Consider the following 26,095-nt stretch of genomic DNA (forward strand, 5'->3'; position numbering starts at 1 on the left):
GATTTCGCTTCGCTTCATCCGAGCTACGTTTACTTCCCCGTGAACACCGGCTTGCGCTTTTCGATGAAGGCCTGCACCGCCTCCTTGTGATCGGCCGTTGCGGTCAGGCGGATCAGCCGTCCGGCCTCGTGGTCGCGGGCGGTCTCGAAGTCGAACAGCAGAGCTTCGTCGAGATTATCCTTCATGTAGCGCAGCGCGAGGCGCGGCCCTTCGGCGAACGATTTTGCCAGCGCGAAGGCTTCGGTCTGCAGTTTGTCGTCGGGCACGACGCGGTTGACGAGGCCGATCGCCTCGCACCTTGCAGCATCGACCTTGTCGCCGGTGAACATCAGCTCGCGCGCCCGCGCCGTGCCGATGAGCCGCGTCAGCAGCCAGGCGATGCCGTAATCGCCGCTCAGTGCGACGCGGGCATAGCCGGTGGCAACGAAGGCCGATTGCGCGGCGATGCGGATGTCGCAGGCCATGGCGATGGCGAGCCCGGCGCCGACCGCGGGGCCCGGCAGCGCCGCGATGGTCGGCTTGCGCACCGACACAAGTGCGCCGGTGAGCAGACGCTGCCGCTCCTGGAGGTCGGCAACCTTGTCGTCAAAGGACATTTCGAGCTTGGCCTTGTCGCGATGCGCGCCCATGCCCTTGACGTTGCCGCCGGCGCAGAAGGCCTCACCGGCACCGGTGATCAGCAGCGCGCCGACATTGGGATCCTCGCCGCAGGTCCGGATCATCGTGCGCAGCGCGGGCGTCAGCGTGTCGGAGAGAGAATTGCGCGCCTCCGGCCGGTTCAGCGTGATCACCGCGACGCGGTCGCGGATGACGCAGAGGAGTTCATTGGTGCCGGTGTCGATGGTGGTTTCGGTGGTCATCTCGCTCCCCCTGCTCTTGTAGGGTGGGCAAAGCGAAGCGTGCCCACCATTGTTTCCGCGTCGTCGGTGGTGGGCACGGCGCTACGCGCCTTTGCCCACCCTACGGAAGTTCAATTCAAAACTTCTCCACCCAGGGCCGCAATTCCAGCTCCCAGCTCCAGGCGCTGCGTGGCTGCTGCAGGACGTTCCAATAGCTCTCTGCGATCGCATCGGGATCGAGCATCGAGTCCGGCTTGTCGTCGGGTTCGGTGCGTGCCGCGCTGCGGATGCCGCCGTCGATGACGAAATGCGCGACATGGATGCCTTGCGGCGACAGTTCGCGCGCCATGCTTTGCGCCAACCCGCGCAGCGCGAACTTGCCCATCGCGAACGGGGCGGACTGGGCATAGCCCTTGACGCTGGCGGATGCGCCCGTGAACAGGATCGCGCCATGCTTGTTCGGCAGCATGCGCCTTGCCGCCTGCTGCGCCACCAGGAACCCGCCATAGGCGCTGACGGTGATCGATTGCGCGACATCCGCCGGCACCAGGTCGATGAAGGGTCCGCGGGTCCGGCCGCTGGCATTGTAGATGACGAGGTCGGGCGTGCCGATCTCGCGTTCGACGAGGCCAAACAGCCGCTCGACCTCCTCCGGCTCCGTCGCGTTGCAGGCATAGGCCTTCGCGCCGGTCTCGGTACAGAGCGCGCCGAGCTTCTCGATCTTTCGCGCGGCGAGCGCGACGCGCAGTCCCTGGGCCGACAGCAGCCGCGCCAGCGAGGCGCTCAATCCTTCGCCGGCGCCGACGATCAGCGCGATCTTGTACTTCGGGTGGTCCATGGTTGGTCCCTCTGGGATAAGGAGCCGATCATCTATGCATCATGTGCGCGAACAACCAGCCGACATACCGAACCGATCGATCACAATTCCGCAGAGCGAATTGCTCCCTCGCGGCGATCATGCCTCCCTGACAATTTGCGGCTTTATCCAACTCGCCGCCTGGAGCATGATCCACATCATGCAACGCGGCAAGCGGGAAAGCAGCCGCTGAAATGCCGCGGGACGGAAACGAAGAGGTCATCATGCATCAGCCCATCACGCCGCATCAGGCAGATGCTGTCGCAAGCCAATCGGGCCTGCTCGCGCCCGACACCACCGGCATGAATTTCTACCGCGCCGATCAGGCGTTGACGGATCTGCTGCGGATCCATCTGCCTGATGCGCTGTTCCGCCACATCGAGCCGCATCTGGACCGGCTNGGCTCGGCGAGCTCGCCGGCGGCTACCTCGACGACTGTGCGCGCCTCGCCGACCGGCATACGCCGGTGCTGCACCAGCGCGACAAGTTCGGCCGCGATGTGCAGTGGATCGAATATCATCCGGCCTATCGCGAGCTGGAGAAGGCGGCCTTCGGCGAGTTCGGCATTCATGCGCTCTCGATCCGCAAGGGCATCATGGGCTGGCCGGACAAATACCCGGTGGTGGCGAAACACGCCTTCACCTTCCTGTTCAACCAGACCGAATTCGGCATGGGCTGCCCGATCAATGTGACCGACGGTTGCGCAAAACTGCTCGCGAATTTCGGCAGCGAGGCGCTGAAGGAAAAGTATCTCGACGGCCTCACGCAGACCGACATGAGCAAGCTGACGCAGGGCGGCCAGTTCATGACCGAGAAGGAGGGCGGCTCCGACGTCGGCACGCTGACCACGCGCGCAATACAGGACGGCGACCACTGGCGGCTCTATGGCGAGAAATGGTTCTGCTCGAATGCGGACGCGAAAGTCGTGATGCTGCTGGCGCGTCCCGAAGGCGCCGGGCCCGGCACGCGCGGCGTCGGCCTGTTCCTGATGCCGCGCTTCCTCGATGATGGCTCGCAGAACCATTACCGGATCGCGCGGCTGAAGGACAAGCTCGGGACACGTTCGATGGCCTCGGGCGAGATCAAGCTCGAAGGCGCGATCGCCTATGCCGTCGGCAAGCTCGATCGCGGCTTCGTGCAGATGGCCGAGATGGTGAACTCCTCGCGGCTGTCGAACGGCGTCAAGTCGACCGCCTTGATGCGCCGCGCCTATCATGACGCGATGACGGTCGCGAAGAACCGCGTGGTGTTCGGCAATCGCATCATCGACCTGCCGCTCGGACGGCGGCAGATGCTGAAGATCATGCTGCCGGTCGAACAGGCGCTGTCGATGAGCTTCCTCACCGCCGACGCACTCGACCGCGCGGAAGCGGGCAGCCAGGATGCCGCGGCGCTGCTGCGCATCCTCACCCCGACGCTGAAATTCCGGGCCACGCGCGATGCCCGCAAGGTGTGCGGCGATGCGCTCGAGATGCGCGGCGGCATCGGCTATATCGAGGAATTCGCCACCGCCCGGCTGCTGCGCGATGCGCATCTCGGCTCGATCTGGGAAGGCACCGGCAACATCGTCGCGATCGATGCACTCAAGCGCGCGGTCGGCCGCCACGGCGCCGAATCCGCGCTCGCCGCCGATCTGCATGCCCGGCTCGACGACAGCGCCTCCGTGCCTCAGGCCTGGCGTGACCGGCTACGCGACCTCACCGATCGCGCCGTCGGTTTCGCGCGCGAGGTCGCGAGCAAGGTCGACAACGAAGCCGACGCGCGGCGTGCGACGAGCCTGCTCTATCATGTCGCAAGCGCAGTGGCGCTCGCCTGGGAAGCGCATCGCATCCATGAGATGCGCGGCGATGCGCGCCGGCTCTTGCTCTCGCGGCTGGTGATCGATCACCGGGTGTCGCCGAGCGATCCGTTCCGGCTCACGGAAAATGCCACGCAGCAGAAGATAGCTGCGCTGCTGCTAGGTGATCGTGCTGCCGGCATGAGCGAGGTTGGCGAACTGGTTCTGGCAGCGTAGGCTGCGCTTTACGATCAAACCAAAGAAAAGCGATAGGGAGTGCTCGATGAAGGCCGCCGTCCTCTATGAAGTGAACCAGCCGCTCGTCATCGAGGATGTCAGCCTGCCGAAGCCAGGCCCGCGTGAGGTCTTGATCCGCACAGCCGTTGCCGGTCTCTGCCACTCCGATCTGCACTTCATGGAGGGCCTCTATCCGCATCCGCTGCCCGCGGTGCTCGGCCACGAGTCCGCCGGTGTGGTCGAGCAGGTCGGCTCCGACGTCACTTATGTGAAGCCGGGGGACCATGTCGTCACCTGCCTCTCGGTGTTCTGCGGCACCTGCGACAACTGCACGACCGGCCGCACCGTGCTCTGCACCGACACCACGGTGAAGATGCTGCCCGGCGCCTCCAACCGCATGCAATGGTCGAAGCCGGAGAAGCTGCACCAGTTCCTCAATCTCTCGTCCTTCGCCGAGCAGATGCTGGTGCACGAAAATGCGATCGTCAAAATCCGCAAGGAGATGCCGCTCGATCTTGCCGCGCTGATCGGCTGCGGTGTCATCACCGGTTATGGCGCGGTTGTGAACACGGCGAAGGTGACGGCCGGCGAGACCGTGGCGGTGATCGGCTGCGGCGGCGTCGGCATGGCGGCGATCAACGGAGCGCAGATCGCGGGCGCCGGCCGCATCATCGCCATCGACACCAATCCGGCAAAGCTGCAGCTTGCGACCAAGCTGGGCGCGACCGACATCATCAATCCGGCCGACGGCGACGTCGTGAAGCAGGTCCGCGATCTCACCAATGGCGGCGTGCATCATTCCTTCGAGGTGCTCGGCCGCAAGGAGACCGCCGAGCAGGCCTTCGGCATGCTCGCCGCGGGCGGCACTGCCACCATCGTCGGCATGATCCCGTTCGGGCAGAAGATCGAGCTGCACGGCTTCGACTTCCTGCGCGAACGCAAGATCCAGGGCTCGTCGATGGGCTCGAACCATTTCCGTGTCGACATGCCCCGGCTGGTCGATTTCTACCTGCGCGGCCGGCTGCATCTGGAGGACTGGATCTCGGCCAAGCTGAAGCTGTCGGAGATCAACGAGGGCTTTGCCAACATGAAGGCGGGCAAGACGCTGCGCAGCGTGATCGTGTTTGATAGCTAGCTGGCGGTCGTGCCGAGGACCGAGGCTTGGTCGCGTCCGGTCTCAGTGCCCCGGTACACTTCGATCGATAGCGAATTATTGTCGTGCCGGCGAATGCTAGGTTGGCCAGGCATCGGCGTAAGCCGATGGCTGGCGGGGCGGCATGGCTGCAACAATCGACGTCTACTACGATTTCAGGTCCCCTTACGCCTATTTTGCCGCCCATCGAATCCGCGATCGGGAGATCGCGGGCCACTCGTGGCGGTGGTGTCCGGTTTCCATCGACTTGCTGCTCAATCTCCAGGCCGGTCGCGAGCCCTTCGCCCCTTACTCCGATCCGCTGTCGGCGCCGAAGCGGGCGCATTTGATCGCGGATGTCCGGCGTCTGGCGGCTTACCACGATCTGCCTTTGCGTCCGCCACGGCCGGCCCGTCCCAACTCGGTCCCGGCGCTGTGTCTGGCGGCGCTCATCGACGAGTCCGCGCGCGCGGTGTTCACCATGTCCGTGTTTGACGCGCTCTGGCGCGACCAGCAGGACATCGCCGATCCCGAAGTGCTTGCCGCCTGCCTGATGCGCACGGCCGCGAGCGGTGACCTCGTATCGCGTGCGTTCACAGCGCCGGCACGCCTGCGTCTCGCGGAGCAAACAAAGGAAGCTTATGCGCGCGGGATCTTTGGCGTGCCGAGCTTTGCTGTCGGCACCGACATCTTCTTCGGCAACGACCGGCTGGACTTGTTGCGCTGGACGCTCGAACGGCAGATTCAATCTGCCTCCTAGGCCTCAGCGCGACACGTGCGCGGACACCGCGAGCCACTTGCCGTTCTTCTTGGCCCAGCAATCGGTGTAACGGCCGGTGGCCTGCTGGCCGTCCGCCGTGGTGTAGCTGGTCGCCCCGTGGATGATGGCGAAGTCGCCCATGATGCGGATGATGACATCGCGTTCTCTGAGATTTCGGATCGCGATCGGCCGTGCCGTCTGTTCCAGGAAGGCCGCGCGATCGACCAGGGTCTTGTCGGGATTGGAGCAATAGAAATCCGGCGCCAGGATCTCGTCGAAGCGCCTGACGTCGCAGTTCTGCACCGACGCGACATAGTCGCGGTTGAGTGCGGTGAGCTCTTCCATGTCCTGGCTCATGACATTTCCTTCCCTTCTGGTCATTCCGGGGCGAGCGACGTGCGAAACCTGGAGTCTCGAAGTCGTCGGCGAGATTCGCTTGATGACGGACAAAGAGCATGTCTGATCGTAACTATGCTTCGGTTTAGACCGAAACGATGAGTTCCATTCAGTCATCAAACAAAGGCGGCGGTGTGAAGCCGCCGAATTCGCGCTCGATCAGCTCGGCGAGCTTGAGCGGCGTGCGGTCCTCCAGCCACGGGCCGACGATCTGGACGCCGATCGGCAGGCCGTCGGGCGCGAAGCCGGTGGGGAGTGCGGTCGAGGGCAGGCCGGGCAGGGTGGCGATGCCGGGCCAGGCGAGCTGATCCGGATAGACGTACTCCTTGCCGTCGATCTTGATCCGCCGCTTTTCCTGCTCAGGCGAATGATCGTGCGGATAGGCCGGCGTCGGCATGACCGGGCAGATCACCGCATCGAAGACCTTGAACAGCTCGCGCCATTGCGCGCGCAGCCGGGCGCGTCCGCCATTGGCCATGACCCAATCGCGATGGCTGAGCGCGATGCCGCGCAGCCGCTCCGCGGCGAGGCTGTTGTCGCTCTCGGGCAGCGCGGCCGCGGCTGCCTTGGCGCCGGCATAGATGTCGGGCGCGAAGGTCGCGCCCAGGAACGACATCAGCATGCGCATATAGAGCCGCGACGACGCCGCGAAATCCGGAAGCAGCGGACTGTTCCGCTCAATCCTGACTCCGGCCTTGGCGAGGTTGTCGGTGAGCGCGTTGATGGTCCCGCGTACGGCGGTATCGGTCGGCAGCACCGGATCGGTGTCGATGACCAGCACTCGGAAATCCCTGAGTGCGTTGTGCCGCGGGGCCGGCAGGTCGAGCCGGTAGGCTTGGCCCGCGTCGATCGGATCGGGCCCGGCCATCACGTCGAGCAGCAGCGAGAGATCGGCGGCGCTGCGCGCCATCGGGCCGATCACCGAAAGGTCGCGCTCGAACGGCAGGGGCGGCAGCGGCGGCGGGGTGTGGCCGCGCATCGCGACCAGGCCGAAGGTCGGCTTGTGCGCATAGACCCCGCAGTGGAAGGCCGGCACGCGCAGCGAGCCGCCGATGTCGGAGCCGATCGACAGCGGGCCATAGCCCGCGGCAAGTGCTGCTGACGATCCGCCGGACGATCCGCCGGGCGTGCGGCCGAGATCGTAAGGGTTATTGGTGGTGCCGTAGATGTCGTTGTAGCTCTGCCAGTCGCCGAGGCCGAGCGGGACGTTGGTCTTGCCGAGGATCACGGTGCCTGCGTCCTTTACCCGCGTGATCGGCAGGGCGTCTTCCTTGGCGATGAAATCCTTCTGCGCGGGAATGCCCCAGGTCGTCGGCAGGCCGGCGATGTTGTAGGATTCCTTCACCGTCATTGGCAGGCCGAGCAGCGGCTTGCGCTCGCCGCGCGCCAGCGCCGCGTCCGCCTCGCACGCCGCAGTGAGCGCGCGGTCGAAATCCCTAACGCAGATCGCGTTGACCTTGGCGTCGTGACGTTCGATGCGGTCGATTGCGTCCTGCGTGAGCTCGACCGAGGAGACCTTCCTTGCGGTCAATGCCGCCGTCAGTTCGACCGCGCTCTTGAAGCTCCATTCCGATTTGGCCACTGCGCTTCTCCTGCTCTCATTGCGTGAGGGATGATGCGCAGGTTGACCAAATGCCGCAACCTCCGTTTGACGGCGATTGCTATGCTGGCAGGTTGTAACGAAAGTGAGCCAAACAAGAGATCGCAGTCATCGCCCGGCTTGAACATTTGACCGGGCGATGACTTTGACCGGGCGATGACAAAGAGCGGCGCTACGCCGCCCCGATCAATATGCCTACGCCGAGCACGATCGCGCCGCCGAGCACGATCTGGAACACGGCCTGAAGGAAAGGCGTGTCCATGTAGCGTGCGCGAATGAAGGCAATCGCCCACAATTCGAAGAACACGACGACGCAGGCGATCGCCGTGGCGATCCAGAATGCGTTGGGCCATGCATCCGGCACGAGATAGGGCATGGTATGGCCGAGCCCGCCAAGCGTGGTCATCGCCCCGCAGGTGACGCCGCGAAGCCATGGCGAGCCGCGCCCGGTTAGCGAGCCGTCATCGGAGAGCGCCTCCGCAAAGCCCATGCTGATGCCGGCGCCGATCGAGGCGGCGAGGCCGACCAGAAAGGTCTGCCAGTTCTGGTGGGTGGCGAAGGCGGCCGCGAACAGCGGCGCCAGCGTCGAGACCGAACCGTCCATCAGGCCGGCGAGGCCTGGCTGCACATATTGCAGCACGAACATCCGCCGCCGCGTGCGGTCTTCCTCGGCGCGCACGTCGGGCTTCAGGATTTGGTCGGTAAGCGCGACGGCGCGATTCTCGTGGTGCTTCTCCTCCTCGGCGAGATCGCCGAGCAGGCGACGCACGCCGACATCCTCGGCCTGCTCGGCGGCCCGCGCGTAGAACCGCTCGGCCTCGAGCTCCATGGTCCCGACTTCTTTGCGGATCGTGTCGAGCGGCAGGTTTTTCGTCAGCCAGATCGGACGTCGCCGCAGAAAACCCTTGACGTCCTCGCGGCGGATCGGCGGCAGATGCGGGCCGAAGCGCTCCTCGTAGAGCTGGAGCAGGCGATGCCGGTGGCCGCGCTCTTCCTCGGCCATCTCTTCGAAGATCTTTGCCGTGTCCGGGTATCGCTCCCGGAGGTCTTCGGCGAAAGTCATATAGATGCGGCTGTCTTGCTCCTCGGAGGAGATCGCGACCGCCAGCACCTCGCGCTCGGTCAGATCGGAAAAGTTCTTCACGATGGCCCTGCATATAGTTTAGAACGATTCTAAACTATATAGGCCGCGGTAGTTCCCGGGTCAAATCACGCCGCGCGGACCTTCGACAGGAAGTCGAGCAGCAGCCGGCTCACTTCGCCAGGCTGCTCCTGCTGCACCCAATGGCCGGCGCCGTCGACGAGGTGGCAGCCGAGCATGTTGGTGCATCCGGTGCCCTGCATCGCTTCGAATACGCCGGGTCGCTGATACGTACCCCAATCCCGCTTGCCCGAAATGAAGCACGAGGGCACGTCGATGCTGCGGCCGGCGAACAGTTGCAGCTCGTTATTGAAAACACCTGACGTGCCGCAGCGATACCATTGCAGCCCACCCTGGAATCCGGTGCGGCCGTATTCGGCGCTGTAATAGGCGAGCTCGCGGTCCGGCAGCCATTGATTGGCGGCGATGGCCGCCGGCGACGGCATCTCCTTCGCCACCGTCTCCGCCATGGTCTCGCCAGCGTCCATCACGTAGTACGTCGGCAGCTTTGCGAGCTCACCGGCGGACCACGATCTGAGCGGATAGGGCTTGTTGTCGATCCAGTCCGCGCTCTTGTGATGATAATAGGCGCGCAGGAAATCATGCACGCCCTGCGGCGCATGATGCATGTCGGCATTCGCCGCGCGCGTCGAATAGTACCATTGATAATGCTTGCGCGGGCGCGGCAGCGCCGCGAGCTCGCGATGCACGGGATCTTCGGCTGCAGGGTTTACCGGCGCGTCGACGGTGTTGAATGGCAAGGTTGGCGGCCCGCCGAACGGCGCGCTCATCATCGTGACGGAGCGAAACACGTCGGGCCGCACCAGCGCGCACCAGGATGCGACCGGGCTGCCGAAATCGTGCCCGACCACGTCGACCTGCCTGTAGCCGAACGCCGCCACCAGCCCGAGTGCGTCACGCACCAGGTTGAAGAGCCGGAACGGCGCGAGATCGCCGTCATAGTCCGCGGTCCATCCGGTGGTCCGGCCATAGCCGCGCTGGTCCGGCGCGATGACGTGGTAGCCGGCGGCGGCGAGTGTCGGCATGACCTTGCGCCAGGAGAAGGCCAGCTCGGGGAAGCCGTGCAGCAGCAGGACGCATGGCCGCCCCTTCGTCTCGAAGCCGGCTTCGAGCACATGCATGGAGAGGCCGTTGATGCCCTCGATGATACGCGGGCGGATGCCGGAGGGCAGGGGGACGTCGGGGAGGGATGCCATGGTGGTTGCCTCGGGCGCGGGCGGAGATGCGCACCATTATGCCGTGTGTGGCAATCAGCCAACCCGAAAACACGCCTGTCATTCCGGGATGCGCCGAAGGCGCAGGCCCGGAATCCATCGGGCCGCAGAACCAGTTGCATCATGGATTCCGGGTTCGACGCTGCGCGTCGCCCCGGAATGACGTGGTAGGGTGGGCAAAGCGAAGCGTGCCCACCAATCCAATGCGATCTTGAGCAAGAAAGGGTGGGCACGGCGCTGCGCGCCTTTGCCCACCCTACGAATCCGTCGCCGCTAAATCTTCACCGCCGCCTTCGGCCAATACCGGTCGCGCAAATGGCGCTTGACCAGCTTTCCGGTCGGCGTGCGCGGCAGCTCTGACTCGAAATCGACCGAACGCGGGCACTTGATTGCGGAGAGGCGGCTCTTGCAGTAGGCGATCAGGTCGGCCTCGAGCTCCTTGCCGGCGCGCTTCATGTCGTGGGGCTGCACCACCGCCTTCACCTCCTCGCCCATCTCCGCGTTCGGCACGCCGAACACGGCGACGTCGGCGACATCAGGGTGGGTGATGAGCACGTCCTCGGTCTCCTGCGGGTAGATGTTCACCCCGCCCGAGATGATCATGTAGGACTTCCGGTCGGTGAGATAGAGAAAGCCGTCCTTGTCGAGATAGCCGACGTCGCCGAGTGTCGACCAGCCCTTGGCATTGTAAGCCTTTTTCGTCTTCTCGGGATCGTTGTGATAGGTGAAGGCCGGTGCGTCGGCGAAATAGACCGTGCCGATCTCACCCGTCGGCTGCTCTTCGTCGTTCTCGTCCAGGATCTTGATCTTGCCGACCACGGCGCGACCGACGCTGCCACGATGCTCGAGCCATTGCTGCGAATTGCAGACGGTGACACCGTTACCTTCCGAGCCCGCGTAATATTCGATCAGGATCGGTCCCCACCATTCAATCATGTTTGCCTTGACGTCGATCGGGCAGGGCGCGGCGGCGTGGATCGCGCCTTTGAGTGTCGAGACGTTGTACTTGGAGCGCACCTCGTCCGGAAGCTTCAGCATGCGTACGAACATGGTCGGCACGAGCTGCGACTGCGTGACCTTGTACTTCTCGACCAGCTTCAGGAATTCCTCGGCGTCGAAATGCTCCATGATGATGGAGGTGCCGCCCAGCGTGATCGCCATCATGTTGAAGCGCAAGGGAGCCGCGTGATACAGCGGCGCCGGCGAGAGGTACGTGCTCTCGGCATTCATGCCGCACATGTCGGCGCAGAGCACGCGCAGGAAGGCGTTCGGCACGTCGATCCGATTGCTCTCGAAGGCCTTCTTGACGCCCTTGGGGCGGCCGGTGGTGCCCGATGAATACAGCATGTCGTAGCCGGCGACCTCGTCCGCGATCGGCGTCGCCGGCTGCGCGGCCGCTTCCTTGTCGTAGGAGCGGAAGCCGCGCAGCGGCTCGTCCATCATGTAGAAGATCGGCTCGCCGGGCGCGCCCTTGATCAGGCCCTTGATCTGGTCGGCGCATTTCGGGGTGGTGATCACGACCTTGGCGCCGCAATCGCCGATGATGTAATCGATCTCGTCCTGCTTCAGATAGCGGCTGATCGCCGTGTAATAGAGGCCGCTGCGTTGTGCCGCCCAGCAGATCTCCATGAAAGCGAGCCGGTTCTCCATCAACAGCGCGATGTGATCGCCGGCCTTCAGCCCGAGCGAGCGGAACAGGTTTGCGCCCTGGTTCGAGAGCTCGTCGAGCTCGCGATAGGTGATCGCCTTGCCGGTTGCGGCCATCTGGTAGGCGATCTTGTTCGGCGTGGTCTTCGCGTAAACAGACGGGTGGGTCATGGCGTTTCCTCAAAACGCGAATGGCGAGTAGCGAATGGCGATTAGGGAAGAAGGGCAGACCGCTCTTCGCCTACTCACTATTCGCTACTCGCCACTCACTACTCACTTTTGTTCTTCTTACAGCCGCTCCACGATCGTCACATTGGCCATGCCGCCGCCTTCGCACATGGTCTGCAGGCCGTAGCGCTTGCCGCGCTGGTGCAGGGCGTGCACCAGCGTCGTCATCAGCTTGGTGCCGGAGCCGCCGAGGGGATGGCCGAGAGCGATCGCGCCGCCATTGACGTTGAGACGCTCGGGATCGGCGCCGGTGGTCTTGAGCCATGCGGTCGGAACCGAGGCGAAGGCCTCGTTGACCTCGAACAGGTCGATGTCGCCGATCTTCATGCCGGCCTTCTCCAGCGCGCGCTTGGTGGCGTGCAACGGCGCGTCCAGCATGATCACGGGGTCGCCGCCCGTCATGGTCATGTGATGCACGCGCGCCAGCGGCTTGACGCCGAGCTGCTTCAATCCGCGCTCGTTCACCACCAGGACGCCGGAGGCGCCGTCGCAGATCTGGCTGGCGCTCGCCGCGGTCAGCTTGCCGTTCTCAGCGATCAGCTTGACGCTCTTGATGCCGTCGAGGCTGGCGTCGAAGCGGATGCCCTCGTCGATGTGATGGGTGTCCTTGGAGCCGTCGGCGCGGGTGATCTCGAGCGGCACGATCTCCTTCTTGAAGTGGCCGGCCTGCGTCGCCGCGATCGCGCGCTGATGGCTGTTGTAGGAATATTCGTCGAGCTCATCCTTCGACAGGCCGTACTTCTCGGCCATCATCTCCGCGCCGGTGAACTGGCTGAATACGATGTTGGGATACTTGGTCTCGATGCCCGGGCTCTTGTAGTTGCCAAAGCCGTTCTTGGCCGGGAGCTGCGAGGACAGGCCCATCGGCACGCGCGTCATCGATTCCACGCCGGCCGCGATCACCACGTCCATCGCGCCCGACATCACCGCCTGCGCGGCAAAGTGCAGCGCCTGCTGCGAGGAGCCGCACTGGCGGTCGATCGAGGTGCCCGGCACGCTCTCCGGCAGCTTCGAGGCCATCACCGCGTTGCGCGCGACGTTGTTGGACTGCTCGCCGACCTGCATGACGCAGCCCATGATCACGTCCTCGACCAGAGCGGGATCGACCTTGGTCCGGTCGACCAGCTCGTCGAGCACCTTCGCGGCGAGATCGGCCGGATGCCAGCCGGCGAGGCGGCCCCCCTTGCGCCCGCCCGCGGTACGCGCAGCGGCGACGATGTAAGCCTCGGCCATGTCGGTTTCTCCCTGGGATTTGTTCTGAAAGGGTTGGTTGTCGGGCGCGGATTAAAGGGGTGGACGATCATTTAGTCAATCGATCAATTAACTCTTGTGATGAGGCGCTGCTTGCGCTTATCTGCGCCCCACTCGCGGCGAGGACAGGGATCTCGTGACTACCAGCGTACCGACCAGGCTTCCGGCGACGAAGAACTCCACGGCGGAGAAGCTGCTGGTGGCAGCGAGCGAGCTGATGATCGAGCGCCACTCGATCGAGATCTCGCTGAGCGACATTGCCCAAAAGTCCGGCGCCAACGCCGCGCTGGTCAAATATCACTTCGGCAACAAGGACGGCCTGCTGCTGGCGCTGCTGGAACGCAACGCCGCGACCGAATTGTCCAATCTCGAATATCTGCTGGTGCAGCCGATCACGCCGACCGCGAAGCTGAAGCTGCATATCGGTGGCATCATCCGCGCCTATTACCGGTTCCCGTATATGAACCGGCTGATCCACTATCTCCTGCACGAGACCAAGCCGGAATGCGCGGACGAGGTCTCGAAATTCTTCGTGGCGCCGCTCCTGGACTTCCACCGCCGCCTGCTCGCCGACGGCGTCAGCCGCGGCGAGTTCCGCGCCACCGATCCGGTGCTGTTCTACACCAGCCTGATCGGCGCCTGCGATCACCTGTTCTTCGGCCGGCACGCGATGTCTCGCGCGACTGGCGTCGGCCCGGTCACCGACGAAGTTTGCCGACAATACATCAAGCACATGGAAACGCTGATCTGCGGCGGCATCCTCACGCAAGCCGAGGAAGCCGTCGCGGCCGGATAATCCGGCCGAAGACGTTCAATCCAGAGACGTTCAAGTCCAGAGAAGAAACGCCCAAGGAAAGGTATTTTGCGATGCAGCTGAAAGACGTAGCCGTTCTCATCACCGGCGGTGGTTCGGGCCTTGGTGCCGCAACCGCCCGCGCCATGGCCGCCAAGGGCGCCAAGATCGGCGTGATCGACCAGAGCAAGGAAAACGCCGAGAAGGTCGCCGCTGAGGTGAAGGGCATCGCGCTGCACGCCGACGTCACCAGCGAGGAGCAGATCAAGGCGGCGATCGCGAAGGCGGAAGCCGCCCACGGCGTCGCGCGCGTGCTGATGAACTGCGCCGGCATCGGCGGCTCGCAGCGCATCGTCGGCCGCGACGGCGTCTACCCGCTGGAAAAGTTTGCGCGCATCATCAACGTCAACCTGATCGGCACCTTCAACTGTCTGCGCCTGTTCGCCGAACGCCTAGTCACCGCAGAGCCCATTGGCGAAGAGCGCGGCGTCATCGTCAACACCGCTTCGGTCGCGGCTTACGAAGGCCAGATCGGACAGATCGCCTATTCGGCCTCGAAGGGCGGCGTCGTCGGCCTCACGCTGCCGGCCGCGCGCGATCTCGCGAGCCAGAAGATCCGCGTCAACACCATTGCGCCTGGCCTGTTCTTCACGCCGCTGCTGATGGGTCTGAACGAAGAGGCCCGCAAGAGCCTTGGCGCCCAGGTGCCGCATCCCTCGCGGCTCGGCGATGCCGCCGAGTACGGTTCGCTCGCCGTTCACATCGTCGAGAACCCGATGCTCAACGGCGAAACCATCCGCCTCGACGGCGCCATCCGCATGGCGCCGCGGTAAGGCGCTGCTGTGTTCTTGACCCTCCCCTGGAGGGGGAGGGTCGGCGCGAAGCGCCGGGGTGGGGTGATCTCTCCACTCGGGCAGCGTTCGTTGGGGAGAGACCGTCACCCCACCCCGCTCGCGCTGCGCGCGATCGACCCTCCCCCTCCAGGGGAGGGTAACGGACCGGCATCTGACTCACGTGCATGAGGCTCGCATGTCCCAACCGCTGCTGATCGAGCATGACGACGGCGTCGACCGGGTGACGCTCAATCGTCCTGAAAGCCTCAATGCGCTCGATCCGGCGCTGATCGACGCGCTCAACACCTACTTCCAGGGCCTCCAGCGCAACCGCGACACGCGCGTCGTCGTGCTGAAGGGCGCCGGCAAGAATTTCTGCGCGGGCCTCGATCTCAAGAATGCGATGGCCCGCCGGGCCGGCCAGCAGGAACCGCCCGGCGTCACCGAGTCGCTGGATTCGCAGCGGCGCATCGCCGATATCGTGATGCTGATGCGGCGCTGTCCGCAGCCGATCCTGGCGCTGGTGCAGGGCGCGGCGGCCGGCGGCGGCTTCGCGCTGGCGCTTGCCTCGGACATCCGCATCGCCACCAAGTCGGCCCGGATGAACTGCGCCTTCATCAAGCTCGGACTTGGCGGCTGCGACATCGGCACCAGCTATTTTCTGCCGCGCCTCGTCGGTGTCTCCGTGGCGTCCGAACTGATCCTCACGGGCCGCTTCATCGGCGCCGAGCGTGCGCTTGCGGTTGGGCTCGTCTCCGAGGTCGTCGATGAGGACAAGCTCGACGACGCGGCCGAACCTTATGTCGACGCGATGATGACGGCCTCGCCCGTCGGCCTGCGCTTGTCAAAAGAATGTCTCAACATGAGCGTCGACGCCGGATCGCTGGAGGCGGCGATCGCGATGGAGGACCGCAACCAGGTCCTGTGCAGCCGCTCCGAGGAATTTTCGGAAGGCATCAGGGCCTTCCTTGAGAAGCGAAAGCCTGTCTATATCAAGCGCTGAACGACGAAGATCCGCAAAGGACAATAATTCCGGGAGACGCAAAATGAGTGGGAGTGCGGCGGCGGTGATGACGAAGCCCGCCTTTCGCAAGGTCGAGTGGATCGCGCGCGACATCGATATCGAGCGCCGCGATGACGGCACTGTGGTGCTGAAGTCGCGCATTCCGCTGCAGGCTTACGAGAAGCATCTTCCAGCCTCGCTCGCGAAATGGGCGAAGGAGGCGCCCGAGCGCATCTGGCTCGCACAGCGCGGCGGTCCGAAGCGCGAATGGCGAAAAGTCTCCTATGGCGAAGCCAAGCGCACGGTGGACGCGCTGACGCAGGCGCTGCTGAATCTCGAGCTCGAGGGCCGCCCGGTCGCGATCCTCTCCGGCAATTCGATCGAGCACGCGCTGATGACGCAGGCGGCGATGCAGGCGCGTTCGCCGGCGGCACCTGTCTCGCCCGCCTACTCCTTGATGAGCCACGATCACGTCAAGCTCAAATATTTGTTCGACCTGATCAAGCCGGCCGTCGTGATGGTGCAGGATGGTCCGACGTTCGAGAAGGCGCTGAAGGCGCTCGATCTCAGCGCTGTCACCGTCGTTCACGTCGTGCGTCCCTGTGACGGCATCAAGAGCGTCGGTTTCGCCGAGCTTGCGGCAACGCCCGTGACCGCGGATGTCGAGGCGTCGATCGCGAAAGTCACGCCTCAGACTGTCGGCAAGCTGCTCTTCACCTCCGGCTCGACCGGTATGCCCAAGGCCGTCATCAACACCCAGGAGATGATGTGCGCGAATGCGGCAATGATGATGCAGGTGCGGCCGCGCATACCGGGCGGCCCTCTGCCAACCATGCTCGACTGGATGCCCTGGAATCACACCATGGGCGGCAATGCGGCGTTCCATCCCGTTCTGGTCGATGGCGGCACGCTCTATATCGACGACGGCCGGCCGATGCCGGGCCAGTTTGAGGAGACGCTGCGCAATTTGCACGAGATCTCGCCGACCTATTACGCCAATGTGCCGGCCGGCTATGCCGCGCTGGCGGCGGCGATGGAGAAGGACGATGCGCTCTGCCGTTCCTTCTTCAAGAATCTCTCGATCATGGCCTATGGCGGCGCGCGGCTGCCGGACGATCTCTACGACCGCATGCAGGCGCTGGCAGTGAAGACCACCGGCGAGCGCATCGTGTTCTACACCGGCTGGGGCTCGACCGAGACCGCGCCGACCTCGACCGGCACCTATTGGGACACCGAGCGCGTCGGCCTGATCGGCCTGCCGTTCCCCGGTGTCGAACTGAAGATGGTGCCCTGCGGCTCGAAGTATGAGCTGCGCCTGCGCGGCGTCAACGTCACGCCCGGCTATTTCGGACAGCCTGATCTCACGAAGAAGATGTTCGACGAGGAAGGTTTTTACTGCATCGGCGACGCCGGCATCTTTGTCGACGATGCGGACCCAGTGAAGGGCATCATCTTCGCCGGCCGCGTGGTGGAGGATTTCAAGCTCACCACCGGCACCTTCGTTCATGTCGGCTCGCTGCGCACTGATACGATCGCCGCGGCCACGCCCGTCGTGCACGACGCGCTGGTGGCGGGCCAGGATCGTGCCTTCATCGGCCTGCTCGCCTGGCCGAACCTGCACGCTTGCCGTCAGCTCGTCGCCAATTCGGAGCTGAGCTTCGCGGATGCGGTGAAGCATCCCGAGGTGATCGCCTGCTTCAGGCGCGGGCTGGAGACGCACAATAGGGATTGCGAGGGCGCGAGCAGCCGCATCATCGCGCGCGCGATGCTGATGGTCGAGCCGCCCTCGATCGACGGCAACGAGCTCACCGACAAGGGCTACATCAACCAGCGCGCCGGCCTCGAGCGCCGCGCGGCACTGGTGGAGCGGCTGTATGCGGACAAGCCGGATGAAGATGTGATCGTGCTGCGATGAATCGCTCCTCTCCCAACCTCGTCATTCCGGGGCGCGACGAAGTCGCGAGCCCGGAATCCATCGGGCCGCACATGTGCGGTGAAATGGATTCCGGGCTCGACGCTTACGCGGCGCCCCGGAATGACGGCATCAATGAATGAGAACAAATAAACAAAGGTAAGCCGCCATGAACTTCGATTTCTCTGACGATCAGAAACAGCTCCGCGATCAGGCGCGCAAGTTCCTCAGCGAAGAATGTTCGCCCAAGGCGGTACGCGTCGTGCTCGACGGCAAGGCGCCCTATGACAGCGATCTGTGGAAGGGCCTCGCCGAGATGGGCTTCCTCGGCGTTGCGATCCCCGAGGAATTCGGTGGCGCGGGTGCAGGCCATCTCGAGCTCTGCGTGATTGCGGAGGAGATGGGCCGCGCCAATGCGCCGGTGCCGTTCTCCTCGACGGTCTATCTTGCTGCCGAAGCGCTGCTGATCGCCGGCAGCGATGCCCAGAAGAAGAAATGGCTGCCGGCGATCGCCTCGGGTGAGGCGATCGGAACGCTGGCGCTGTTCGAGGGCAAGGGCAATCCGTCGCCGAAGAACATCAAGCTCGCGGCCTCGAACGGCGTGCTCAATGGCGTCAAGAAGCCGGTCGCCGACGGCGCAATCGCCAACTTCGCGGTGGTTGCTGCGCGCACGGGAGCGAGCGGACGTGATGGCGATATCTCGCTGTTCCTGGTCGATCTCAAGGCCGCCGGTGTCGAGGTAAAGAGTCTCACCAATCTCGATCCGACTCGCGGGCAGGCCGAGATCACGTTCAAAGATTGCAAGGCCGAGCCGCTCGGCGCGGTCGGCGAGGGCTGGAGCATCCTCACCCAGGTGCTCGACCGTGCCGCGGTGCTCTGCGCTTTCGAGCAGGTCGGCGGCGCCGACCGCGCGCTGGAGATGGGGCGAGACTACGCGCTCGACCGCATCGCCTTCGGCCGCCAGATCGGCTCGTTCCAGGCGGTCAAGCACATGCTGGCCGACATGTACGTTTCGGCGACGCTGGCTCGCTCGAACAGCTATTACGGCGCCTGGGCGCTCTCGACCAATGCGGCCGAGTTGCCGGAGGCCGCCGCGGCTGCGCGCATCAGCGCGACGCAGGCGTTCCAGCACTGCGCCAAGAACAACATCCAGGTTCACGGTGGCATGGGCTTCACCTGGGAGTTCGACTGCCACATGTACTACCGCCGGGCGAATGCCATGGCGCTCGGGCTCGGCAGCCTGTCCTATTGGGAAGATCAGTTGATCGACCGCATGCGCAAGAAGAACGCGGCGTAGCGACGGTCGTAGGATGGGTAGAGCGAAGCGAAACCCATCATCACGCGAAGGTTGGAAGAGATGGGTTTCGCTGCGCTCTACCCATCCTACAAGATGAACGGCGCGGCCGAGGACTGAGACGATGAACTTCGACGACACCCCGCAGGAAGCCGAATTCCGCGCCATCGCTCGCGCCTGGATCGCGGCCAACGCGCCCAAACAATACGAAGAGGAGCTGCGCAAATCCTCGCTCGGCCGCACGCAGCTCAAGAACGCCAACATTCTGGAGGTCGCAAAGGCCTGGCAGAAGAAAAAGGCCGAGGCGGGGTGGGCCTGCCTGCACTGGCCGAAAGAGTATGGTGGCCGCGGATCATCGCCGATCGAGCGGGTGATCTGGCAGCAGGAAGAGGGCCCGTTCGGCAAGCTCTCTCATATGTTCATCATCGGCCATGGCATGTGCGGACCGACCATGATGGCGTTCGCGCGCGAGGAGCATAAGCGCACATTTCTGCCACCGCTCGCCTCCGGCGAAAAAGTCTGGTGCCAGCTCTTCTCCGAACCGGCGGGCGGCTCTGACGTCGCGGGCCTGCGCACCCGCGCCGAGAAGGATGGCGACGACTGGGTGATCAATGGCCAGAAGATATGGACGTCGGGCGCGCATTATTCCGACTACGGCATTCTCCTGACGCGAACCGATCCCACCGTGCCCAAGCACAAGGGGCTCACCATGTTCTTCCTGGACATGAAGAGCCCGGGTGTCGAGGTGCGGCCGATCAAGCAGGCGGGCGGTGCCTCCGACTTCAACGAGGTCTATTTCACCAATGTTCGCATTCCCGATCACCAGCGCCTCGGCGAGGTCAATGACGGCTGGAACGTCTCGCTGACCACGCTGATGAACGAGCGCATGTCGATCGGCGCGGGCGTGGCGACCGGCTTCCCCGAGCTGTTCGATTATTGCTCCAGCCTGATGCTGGAGGATGGCCCGGCGATCGAGAACGCAGCGGTGCGCGCGAAACTCGCGAACTGGGCGGTGAAGGCGAGCGGGCTGAAATACACCAGCATGCGCGCGATCTCGGCGCTGTCGAAGGGCGAGCGGCCGGGGCCGGAAAACTCCATCGGCAAGCTGGTGGCGGGCTCAATGATCCAGGACGTCGCGACCTACGCGCTGGATCTGCAAGGCGCCGCTGGTGTGGTCAGCGGTCCCGAGGACGCCGAAGTCGCCGGCCGCTTTCAGGCGATGCTCTTGCGCGCGCCGGGCACGCGCGTCGAGGGCGGCACCGACGAGATCATGCGCAACATCATCGCCGAGCGTGTGCTCGGTCTGCCCGGCGATATCCGAGTCGACAAGGACGTGCCGTTCAACAAGATCCCGACGAAGGGAAGAGGTTAGAATCGTAGGGTGGGCAAAGGCGCCTAGCGCCGTGCCCACCAATTCTATCGAGAGCGAGAGAAGGTGGTGGGCACGCTTCGCTTTGCCCACCCTACGCACCAAGCAAGGATTGTGAGGTCCGCCATGAATTTCGACGATACGCCGCAGGAAGCCGCATTCCGCGAGACCGCGCGCAAATGGGTGGAGGCCAATGCGCCGAAGGAGCTGGAGGCTGAGCTGTCAAAATCCTCGCTCGGCCGCATCCGGCTTGCGAAGCATGACATCGTCGATGTCGGCAAGGCCTGGCAGAGGAAGAAGTTCGAAGGCAACTGGGCCTGCCTGCACTGGCCGAAGGAATATGGCGGTCGTGGCGCCACTCCGATCGAGCGCGTGATCTGGCAGCAGGAGGAGGGCGTCTATGGCAAGCTGACGCAGCCGTTCCAGATCGGCGAGGGCATGTGCGGCCCGACCGTGATGGCCTGGGGCAGCGAGGATGCCAAGCGCCGCTATCTGCCGAAGCTCGCTTCGGGTGAGGAGATCTGGTGTCAGCTCTTCTCCGAGCCGTCCGCCGGCTCGGACGTCGCCGGCCTGCGCACCCGTGCGGAGAAGAAGGGCGACAACTGGATCGTCAACGGACAGAAGATCTGGACCTCGGGCGCGCACTATTCCGACTATGGCCTGCTGATCGCGCGCACCGATCCGAACGTGCCCAAGCACAAGGGTCTCACCATGTTCTTCCTGGACATGAAGAGTCCGGGCGTCGAGGTCCGCCCGATCAAACAGGCCAACGGCATGCAGGAGTTCAACGAGGTGTATTTCACCGACGTGGTGATCCCCGACAGCCAGCGCCTCGGCGCCGTCGGCGAAGGCTGGAGCGTCTCGCTGACCACGCTGATGAACGAGCGCATGTCGATCGGCGCGCGGCTTGCGACCGGCGTGCCCGAGCTGTTCGAGTTCTGCTCCAACCTGATGCTGGAGGATGGGCTTGCCATCGACGATCCCTCCGTGCGCTCGAAGCTTGCGAGCTGGGCGGTGAAATCGAGCGGGCTGAAATACACCAGCTACCGCGCGATCTCGGCGCTGTCGAAGGGCGAGCGGCCGGGGCCGGAGAATTCGATCGGCAAGCTGGTCTCGGGCATGATGCTCCAGGACATCGCGACCTACGCGATGGACCTCCAGGGCGCGGCCGGCGTTCTCACGGGAACGGACGAGGAGACGGTGCAGGGCCAGTTCCAGCAGATGCTGCTGTCCTCGCCCTCGATGCGCATTGCCGGCGGCACTGACGAGATCCTGCGCAACATCATCGCCGAGCGGGTGCTGGGCCTGCCCGGTGACATCCGCGTCGATAAGGACGTGCCGTATAACAAGATCCCGACGAAGGGGCGTTGATTTTGGAATCTTAGGGTGGGTTAGCCCCGTGGATGCGCAAAGCGCATCCACTAGGCGTAGCCCACCACGGGTCCGCGAAGCGTATCGAGAGAAGAGGTGGGTCACGCCTTCGGCTAACCCACCCTACGGAAGACAAAGGACGCGCCATGGACGCCAAATCGCCCAACGCCCGCTACGCCACCGAAGACCGCATCGGCGTGCTCGAAGAACTCCTCAACGAGCGCTACTCCGTGCGCGCCTTTCTTCCCAAGGAAGTCGACCGCGCGACCATCGAGCATGTGCTGAAGACGGCACAGCGCACCGCGTCCTGGTGCAACAGCCAGCCCTGGCAGGTGCTGATCGCCAGCGGTGCGGCGAAGGAACGCTTTCGCAAGGCGATCTACGCGGAGGCGGGGGCCGGTGCCAAGGACGACCATGACTTCACGCCGCCGCGCGAATATGTCGGCGTCTATCTCGATCGCCGCCGCGAGAGCGGTTTTCAGCTCTACAACACGCTGGGCATCGCCCGTGGAGACAAAGCCGCTTACGCCAAGCAGGCGCTAGAGAACTACAATTTCTTCGGCGCGCCGCATGTGGCGATCATTCACACCAACGAGCCGCTCGGCATCTACGGTGCGATCGACTGCGGTGCCTATGTCAGCAATTTCATGCTGGCCGCGCAGGCGCTCGGGCTCGGCACCATTCCGCAGGCTGCGCTTGCGCGCCACTCCGGCCTGATCCGGCGTCACTTCAACCTGCCCGACGATCGCCGCGTCGTCTGCGGCATCTCGTTCGGCTATGCCGATCATGCTCACAGGGTCAACAGCTACCGCACCTCACGCGCCAGCGTTGCGGAGACGGTGACGTTCTTGGACGAGTGATATTCTCTCCACGTCGTCATTGCGAGCGCAGCGAAGCAATCCGGAATCCCAACGAGGAGACGTCTCTGGATTGCTTCGCTACGCTCGCAATGACGGATTGGAAACGATGTGCTTTCAAACTCTCCGTGGGCCGCGGAGCGATTCGAACCCGTTCACAATGAAAACCCCGATCGCAAAGCGACCGGGGCTTATCATGGATGCGAGATCTCAGTAGATCCCGTACGCGCAGACGTTCACGACGCGGACGCGCAGGCCGTGGCGGGTCTGGATGACGCGCTCCTGGTAGCAGTTGCTGACGCCGGTGTTGACATAGAGGCCGCCATAACCCCAGCCCCAGCCGGGACCCCAGTGATGGTGGAAGCCGTGGGCCGATGCGGCGGTGGGCACGAGAGCGGCAGCGCCGAGCGAGCCGGCAGCGATCAGACCGAGTGCAAGCTTACGAAACATCTTCATTCTCCAGTTGGCGCGAGGCCGTTGTTGTGTCCCTGCATCTCGGTCGAGCTGAGCTGCAAATGCGTTCATGCCGTGCCGGGAGAATCGTGTTTCAGGATTGTTTCGTCGGTCGCGTCCGATGGCAAACCGTCAGGCCTTTCGCGTCGCCCGGGCGGTGGCGCGCGACGATCGATAGCGCGCTGCCATGGCTTGTGTGAGCTGGATCATCTTCGCGCGCAGCTCCGCAGGCTCCAGTACCTCGGCCTCGGGCCCGAGCCGCAACAATTCCGCGGCGGCGTGCCACACCGTCTTGCCGATCGGCACATGGGCGATGCGCCAGCCGTCCGCGTCGACGGCCTCGTCAAGACGCGTGCGCGCCTTGACGTAAGGCTGGCTCAGCGCGTCGAGGAGCTTCACGCCGAACGGCGACAGCCGCACGGTCGCGACATCGGGATGCAGCTCGGCCTCGAGCCTCAGCGTCGCAGCCTGCCAATAGGCGGCAAGACCAAAATTGGCGGGACGGTCGAAACGATCCGAAAGCACGGTGCAGTCGAGCACGCGCGCGACGCGATAGGTGCGCACGCTGCCGTCGACCTCGCCGGCGAGATACCAGCTGCCAGCCTTCAGCACGAGGCCGAGCGGTGCGACGCGACGCTGCTTCTCCGCCCGCCAGCTCTGATAGCGGATCTTGATCAGCGTTCCCTGGAGCAACGCGCCGGCGATGGCGCGCAGATGCTTCGGCTCCTCGGCCTCGCCGAACCAGCCCGGCGCATCCAGATGGAAGCGCTCCTGCATCCGGCCGGCGTCCTGCCGCAGGCTCGCGGGAAGTGCCGCCATCAGCTTGGTCTGTGCGGCCATCATCGCGGCATCGAGCCCGAGTGCGGCCGCCGGGCCGGGCAACCCGGTGAGGAACAGCGCTTCCGCTTCGCTCTGCGACAATCCGTTGAGTCGCACCCGGTAGCCGTCGAGCAGGCGATAGCCGCCCTCCGCGCCGCGGTCGGCATAGACGGGCACGCCGGCGGCCGCGAGCGCATCGATGTCGCGATAGATCGTGCGCACCGACACCTCGCAGGCATCCGCAAGCTCGGGTGCAGTGACGTGCCCTCTCGCCTGAAGGGTGGTGAGGATCGATAGCAGCCGGCTCGCGCGCATGGTCCCTTAAACCATACCTGACACAGGATGTCAGGTATGGTCCGGTAGAGAGACGCAATCGCAGACGGCCAGCCGGAGACCTGCCATGACCGATCAGAACCGCATCACCCTCTATTATTCGCCGCAAAGCCGCGCCACGGGCACGCGGGTGCTGTTGGAGGAGCTGGGCGCGCCCTACGATCTCCACGTCCTCAACATGAAGGCGGGCGAGCAGCGCAGGCCGGCCTATCTCGCCATCAATCCGCTCGGCAAGGTGCCGGCGATCCGTCACGGCGAGGCGCTGGTGACCGAGCAGGTCGCGATCTACATCTATCTCGCCGACCTGTTCCCACAGGCGGGCCTCGCACCCGCGCTGAGCGATCCCTTGCGCGGTCCCTATCTGCGCTGGATCGCCTATTACGGCTCGTCGTTCGAGCCGGCGCTGATCGACAAATTCATGCAGCGCGAGCCCGCGCCGATCACACAGTCGCCCTATGCCGATTACGACACCATGCTGGGCGCGCTCGAAGCGCAACTGTCCAGGGGGCCGTATCTCCTGGGCGAACGCATGACGGCGGCCGATATTCTTTGGGGCGTGGCGTTCAAATGGACGATGATGTTCGGTATCGTGCCGAAGAAAGACGTCTTCGTCCGCTATTCCGAGCGCATCACGTCGCGACCTGCGTTCCTGCGGATCAATGCGGCCGATGATGAGATGGCGGCGCAGCATGCCGCTGTCGCCGGGGGATGAACAAGTCGGGTCTTCGCATGACAAAGCCGATCCATACGACCAACTGTTTCGACACCTTCATCCAGGTTGCCGAAGACTGTCCGGCGCGCGCGGGCGAGGAGCCACCGCCGCGCGCAGGACGGCCGACCGTGGTCGGCCTGCAATACGCGATGGTCGCGAAGGCGCCTTACAGATACACGTCGGACGACGTGATCTTCGCGACCTCCGCGCCGGGGCGCGAACTCGATGCAAAGGCAACGAAGGCGGAGAAAAGCGCCGCCCGGGCGGCGTTCTTCTCGCGCGGGCAAGCCTGCATGCGCGCCTCAAGCCTCGGCAAGCGCTTCGGCTGGGGCGTGCATGCCGACAGCGAAGGCCGCATCGCGATCTATGCCGTCGACAGCAAGCGCTACCAGACGCTGGCGCGCGATCCGAAGCTCACGCAGGTGCGCGCGATGCGGTCGAAGCGGGGGTGATCCTCAAAACCTCGGCGGCCGCTTCTCCGCGAATGCCTTGATGCCTTCCTTGATCTCGTCGCCGCGCATGCTGTCGCGGTGGCGCTGGTCGGCGGCCAGCTCATCGAGCTCGCCGCGGGCGAATTCGTTGATGGCGCGCTTCATGCCGCGCATCGCGTTCGGCGCGTTGCCGGCGAGGATCGTCGCGAGCTTGTCGACTTCCTCGTCCAGCGTTTCCTCCGGCACCATGTCCGTGAGATAGCCGATCCGCAGCATCTCCGGCGCGCTGATCCTCGTGGCGGTCAGGAACAGTTTCTTGGCGTTGTCGACGCCGAGCCGCGTGACGTAGCGTTTGATGCCGCCCTTGTAATAGTGCAGCCCGAGCCGGGCCGCAGGCATGAACATCTCGGCGGTGTCGACGCCGATGCGGAAATCGCAGGCGAGCGCGAGGTCGGTCGAGCCGCCATAGACACCACCATTGAGCCGGCAGATCGTTGGTACGCCGAGATCCTCCAGCCGGTTGACGACGACCTCGAACGCCGAGCCCGCGCTCTGCTGCTCCTTGGCGCTGACCGCGCGCTCGGCCACCGAGTTGAGGTCGTAGCCTGCGGAAAAGGCGCGACCGGTGCCGGTCAGCACCAGAACGCGGATCGCGGGATCCGCCTCGATCCGGTCGAACAGTTGCATGAGCTCGTCGAGGTCCTCCGCCTGGAGCCGGTTGAGATGTTTCGGGCGGTTGAGGCGGATGGTGGCGCGGGTACCGGTGATTTCGAGCACGGGGCCGCTGGCCGCGTCGGCTGTGTCCGACATTCTTGT

Annotated in this window: 24 protein-coding genes and 1 pseudogene; 14 read left to right on the plus strand and 11 right to left on the minus strand. The window is 64.6% G+C overall.

Annotation, left to right across the window (positions count from 1 at the left end):
- Window positions 1-29: 29 nt before the first annotated feature.
- Both AXW67_RS32960 and AXW67_RS32965 read right to left on the minus strand, forming a co-directional pair.
- On the minus strand, window positions 30-860 hold the full coding sequence (locus AXW67_RS32960) for an enoyl-CoA hydratase (RefSeq protein ID WP_063681282.1): 831 nt from the start codon (window positions 858-860) through the stop codon (window positions 30-32).
- Window positions 861-975: 115 nt separating this feature from the next.
- On the minus strand, window positions 976-1,677 hold the full coding sequence (locus tag AXW67_RS32965; protein ID WP_063681283.1) for an SDR family oxidoreductase: 702 nt from the start codon (window positions 1,675-1,677) through the stop codon (window positions 976-978).
- Window positions 1,678-1,711: 34 nt separating this feature from the next.
- Here AXW67_RS32965 and AXW67_RS42920 point away from each other — a divergent pair, with 34 nt between their 5' ends.
- The 4 genes and pseudogenes from AXW67_RS42920 to AXW67_RS32980 all read left to right on the plus strand — a co-directional run bounded on the left by AXW67_RS42920 (window position 1,712) and on the right by AXW67_RS32980 (window position 5,601).
- Window positions 1,712-1,888 (plus strand): hypothetical protein, encoded by a 177-nt coding sequence (locus AXW67_RS42920; protein ID WP_161491318.1) that lies wholly within the window; start codon window positions 1,712-1,714, stop codon window positions 1,886-1,888.
- 208 nt (window positions 1,889-2,096) lie between these two features.
- A pseudogene (locus AXW67_RS32970) lies at window positions 2,097-3,709 on the plus strand (acyl-CoA dehydrogenase family protein); the annotation flags it as partial.
- Window positions 3,710-3,755: 46 nt separating this feature from the next.
- Window positions 3,756-4,844, plus strand: coding sequence for a Zn-dependent alcohol dehydrogenase (locus AXW67_RS32975; RefSeq protein WP_063681284.1), 1,089 nt, complete (start codon window positions 3,756-3,758; stop codon window positions 4,842-4,844).
- A gap of 142 nt (window positions 4,845-4,986) precedes the next feature.
- Entirely contained in the window at window positions 4,987-5,601 is a 615-nt protein-coding gene (locus AXW67_RS32980; RefSeq protein WP_063681285.1) for a 2-hydroxychromene-2-carboxylate isomerase, read from the plus strand.
- A gap of 3 nt (window positions 5,602-5,604) precedes the next feature.
- Here AXW67_RS32980 and AXW67_RS32985 read toward each other — a convergent pair whose 3' ends face one another.
- The 6 genes from AXW67_RS32985 to AXW67_RS33010 all read right to left on the minus strand — a co-directional run bounded on the left by AXW67_RS32985 (window position 5,605) and on the right by AXW67_RS33010 (window position 13,081).
- Window positions 5,605-5,958: a nuclear transport factor 2 family protein gene (locus AXW67_RS32985; protein ID WP_063681286.1), complete on the minus strand. Its 354-nt coding sequence runs from the start codon at window positions 5,956-5,958 to the stop codon at window positions 5,605-5,607.
- A 148-nt stretch (window positions 5,959-6,106) separates the two neighbouring features.
- A complete protein-coding gene (locus tag AXW67_RS32990) occupies window positions 6,107-7,579 on the minus strand; it encodes an amidase (protein WP_063681287.1) in 1,473 nt (490 codons plus the stop codon).
- Between the two features lie 190 nt (window positions 7,580-7,769).
- On the minus strand, window positions 7,770-8,741 hold the full coding sequence (gene mbfA / locus AXW67_RS32995; protein WP_027549594.1) for an iron exporter MbfA: 972 nt from the start codon (window positions 8,739-8,741) through the stop codon (window positions 7,770-7,772).
- Between the two features lie 65 nt (window positions 8,742-8,806).
- A complete protein-coding gene (locus AXW67_RS33000; protein ID WP_063681288.1) occupies window positions 8,807-9,955 on the minus strand; it encodes an alpha/beta hydrolase in 1,149 nt (382 codons plus the stop codon).
- 291 nt (window positions 9,956-10,246) lie between these two features.
- Window positions 10,247-11,791, minus strand: a complete 1,545-nt coding sequence (locus AXW67_RS33005; protein ID WP_063681289.1) for an acyl-CoA synthetase — start codon at window positions 11,789-11,791, stop codon at window positions 10,247-10,249.
- Between the two features lie 117 nt (window positions 11,792-11,908).
- Complete coding sequence (locus AXW67_RS33010; protein ID WP_063681290.1) at window positions 11,909-13,081, minus strand: acetyl-CoA C-acetyltransferase; 1,173 nt, start codon at window positions 13,079-13,081, stop codon at window positions 11,909-11,911.
- A 154-nt stretch (window positions 13,082-13,235) separates the two neighbouring features.
- Between AXW67_RS33010 and AXW67_RS33015 the strand changes: the two genes are divergently transcribed.
- The 8 genes from AXW67_RS33015 (at window position 13,236) to AXW67_RS33050 (ending at window position 22,534) form a co-directional block, all read left to right on the plus strand.
- Window positions 13,236-13,895 (plus strand): TetR family transcriptional regulator, encoded by a 660-nt coding sequence (locus AXW67_RS33015; protein ID WP_201723746.1) that lies wholly within the window; start codon window positions 13,236-13,238, stop codon window positions 13,893-13,895.
- A 71-nt stretch (window positions 13,896-13,966) separates the two neighbouring features.
- Window positions 13,967-14,725, plus strand: a complete 759-nt coding sequence (locus tag AXW67_RS33020; protein WP_027549589.1) for an SDR family NAD(P)-dependent oxidoreductase — start codon at window positions 13,967-13,969, stop codon at window positions 14,723-14,725.
- 196 nt (window positions 14,726-14,921) lie between these two features.
- Window positions 14,922-15,728 (plus strand): enoyl-CoA hydratase/isomerase family protein, encoded by an 807-nt coding sequence (locus tag AXW67_RS33025; protein ID WP_027549588.1) that lies wholly within the window; start codon window positions 14,922-14,924, stop codon window positions 15,726-15,728.
- 43 nt (window positions 15,729-15,771) lie between these two features.
- Entirely contained in the window at window positions 15,772-17,643 is a 1,872-nt protein-coding gene (locus AXW67_RS33030) for an AMP-binding protein (protein ID WP_063681291.1), read from the plus strand.
- 166 nt (window positions 17,644-17,809) lie between these two features.
- Window positions 17,810-18,937 (plus strand): acyl-CoA dehydrogenase family protein, encoded by a 1,128-nt coding sequence (locus AXW67_RS33035; protein ID WP_063681292.1) that lies wholly within the window; start codon window positions 17,810-17,812, stop codon window positions 18,935-18,937.
- A gap of 121 nt (window positions 18,938-19,058) precedes the next feature.
- Window positions 19,059-20,306: an acyl-CoA dehydrogenase gene (locus tag AXW67_RS33040; protein WP_063681293.1), complete on the plus strand. Its 1,248-nt coding sequence runs from the start codon at window positions 19,059-19,061 to the stop codon at window positions 20,304-20,306.
- Window positions 20,307-20,429: 123 nt separating this feature from the next.
- Window positions 20,430-21,674, plus strand: coding sequence for an acyl-CoA dehydrogenase (locus AXW67_RS33045; RefSeq protein WP_063681294.1), 1,245 nt, complete (start codon window positions 20,430-20,432; stop codon window positions 21,672-21,674).
- A 146-nt stretch (window positions 21,675-21,820) separates the two neighbouring features.
- On the plus strand, window positions 21,821-22,534 hold the full coding sequence (locus tag AXW67_RS33050) for a nitroreductase (protein WP_063681295.1): 714 nt from the start codon (window positions 21,821-21,823) through the stop codon (window positions 22,532-22,534).
- Window positions 22,535-22,741: 207 nt separating this feature from the next.
- Here the strand turns inward: AXW67_RS33050 and AXW67_RS33055 are convergent, their stop codons facing one another.
- Window positions 22,742-22,981, minus strand: coding sequence for a hypothetical protein (locus tag AXW67_RS33055; RefSeq protein WP_027549582.1), 240 nt, complete (start codon window positions 22,979-22,981; stop codon window positions 22,742-22,744).
- 135 nt (window positions 22,982-23,116) lie between these two features.
- Window positions 23,117-24,118, minus strand: coding sequence for a helix-turn-helix transcriptional regulator (locus AXW67_RS33060; RefSeq protein WP_063681296.1), 1,002 nt, complete (start codon window positions 24,116-24,118; stop codon window positions 23,117-23,119).
- An 85-nt stretch (window positions 24,119-24,203) separates the two neighbouring features.
- On the opposite strand from AXW67_RS33060, the gene AXW67_RS33065 reads away from it, so the two are divergent.
- Window positions 24,204-24,848 (plus strand): glutathione S-transferase family protein, encoded by a 645-nt coding sequence (locus AXW67_RS33065; RefSeq protein WP_063681297.1) that lies wholly within the window; start codon window positions 24,204-24,206, stop codon window positions 24,846-24,848.
- Between the two features lie 17 nt (window positions 24,849-24,865).
- Window positions 24,866-25,300 (plus strand): DUF6157 family protein, encoded by a 435-nt coding sequence (locus AXW67_RS33070; protein ID WP_082908128.1) that lies wholly within the window; start codon window positions 24,866-24,868, stop codon window positions 25,298-25,300.
- Window positions 25,301-25,303: 3 nt separating this feature from the next.
- On the opposite strand, the gene AXW67_RS33075 is transcribed toward AXW67_RS33070, so the two are convergent.
- Window positions 25,304-26,089 (minus strand): enoyl-CoA hydratase/isomerase family protein, encoded by a 786-nt coding sequence (locus AXW67_RS33075; protein ID WP_063681299.1) that lies wholly within the window; start codon window positions 26,087-26,089, stop codon window positions 25,304-25,306.
- Window positions 26,090-26,095 lie beyond the last annotated feature (6 nt).

The sequence above is a fragment of the Bradyrhizobium neotropicale genome, assembly GCF_001641695.1.
GTDB lineage: Bacteria > Pseudomonadota > Alphaproteobacteria > Rhizobiales > Xanthobacteraceae > Bradyrhizobium > Bradyrhizobium neotropicale.

What these genes read in the sequence shown, in the direction of transcription:
- AXW67_RS33020 (WP_027549589.1), top strand. Translation starts at nt 13,967, where the DNA reads ATGCAGCTGAAAGACGTAGCCGTTCTCATCACCGGCGGTGGTTCGGGC.
- AXW67_RS32980 (WP_063681285.1), top strand. Translation starts at nt 4,987, where the DNA reads ATGGCTGCAACAATCGACGTCTACTACGATTTCAGGTCCCCTTACGCC.
- AXW67_RS33045 (WP_063681294.1), top strand. Translation starts at nt 20,430, where the DNA reads ATGAATTTCGACGATACGCCGCAGGAAGCCGCATTCCGCGAGACCGCG.
- AXW67_RS33070 (WP_082908128.1), top strand. Translation starts at nt 24,866, where the DNA reads ATGACAAAGCCGATCCATACGACCAACTGTTTCGACACCTTCATCCAG.
- AXW67_RS33030 (WP_063681291.1), top strand. Translation starts at nt 15,772, where the DNA reads ATGAGTGGGAGTGCGGCGGCGGTGATGACGAAGCCCGCCTTTCGCAAG.
- AXW67_RS32985 (WP_063681286.1), bottom strand. Translation starts at nt 5,958, where the DNA reads ATGAGCCAGGACATGGAAGAGCTCACCGCACTCAACCGCGACTATGTC.
- AXW67_RS33075 (WP_063681299.1), bottom strand. Translation starts at nt 26,089, where the DNA reads ATGTCGGACACAGCCGACGCGGCCAGCGGCCCCGTGCTCGAAATCACC.
- AXW67_RS33010 (WP_063681290.1), bottom strand. Translation starts at nt 13,081, where the DNA reads ATGGCCGAGGCTTACATCGTCGCCGCTGCGCGTACCGCGGGCGGGCGC.
- AXW67_RS33035 (WP_063681292.1), top strand. Translation starts at nt 17,810, where the DNA reads ATGAACTTCGATTTCTCTGACGATCAGAAACAGCTCCGCGATCAGGCG.
- AXW67_RS33005 (WP_063681289.1), bottom strand. Translation starts at nt 11,791, where the DNA reads ATGACCCACCCGTCTGTTTACGCGAAGACCACGCCGAACAAGATCGCC.
- AXW67_RS32965 (WP_063681283.1), bottom strand. Translation starts at nt 1,677, where the DNA reads ATGGACCACCCGAAGTACAAGATCGCGCTGATCGTCGGCGCCGGCGAA.
- AXW67_RS33050 (WP_063681295.1), top strand. Translation starts at nt 21,821, where the DNA reads ATGGACGCCAAATCGCCCAACGCCCGCTACGCCACCGAAGACCGCATC.
- AXW67_RS33065 (WP_063681297.1), top strand. Translation starts at nt 24,204, where the DNA reads ATGACCGATCAGAACCGCATCACCCTCTATTATTCGCCGCAAAGCCGC.
- AXW67_RS32975 (WP_063681284.1), top strand. Translation starts at nt 3,756, where the DNA reads ATGAAGGCCGCCGTCCTCTATGAAGTGAACCAGCCGCTCGTCATCGAG.
- AXW67_RS33025 (WP_027549588.1), top strand. Translation starts at nt 14,922, where the DNA reads ATGTCCCAACCGCTGCTGATCGAGCATGACGACGGCGTCGACCGGGTG.
- AXW67_RS33000 (WP_063681288.1), bottom strand. Translation starts at nt 9,955, where the DNA reads ATGGCATCCCTCCCCGACGTCCCCCTGCCCTCCGGCATCCGCCCGCGT.
- AXW67_RS42920 (WP_161491318.1), top strand. Translation starts at nt 1,712, where the DNA reads ATGCATCATGTGCGCGAACAACCAGCCGACATACCGAACCGATCGATC.
- AXW67_RS33060 (WP_063681296.1), bottom strand. Translation starts at nt 24,118, where the DNA reads ATGCGCGCGAGCCGGCTGCTATCGATCCTCACCACCCTTCAGGCGAGA.
- AXW67_RS33055 (WP_027549582.1), bottom strand. Translation starts at nt 22,981, where the DNA reads ATGTTTCGTAAGCTTGCACTCGGTCTGATCGCTGCCGGCTCGCTCGGC.
- AXW67_RS33040 (WP_063681293.1), top strand. Translation starts at nt 19,059, where the DNA reads ATGAACTTCGACGACACCCCGCAGGAAGCCGAATTCCGCGCCATCGCT.
- AXW67_RS32960 (WP_063681282.1), bottom strand. Translation starts at nt 860, where the DNA reads ATGACCACCGAAACCACCATCGACACCGGCACCAATGAACTCCTCTGC.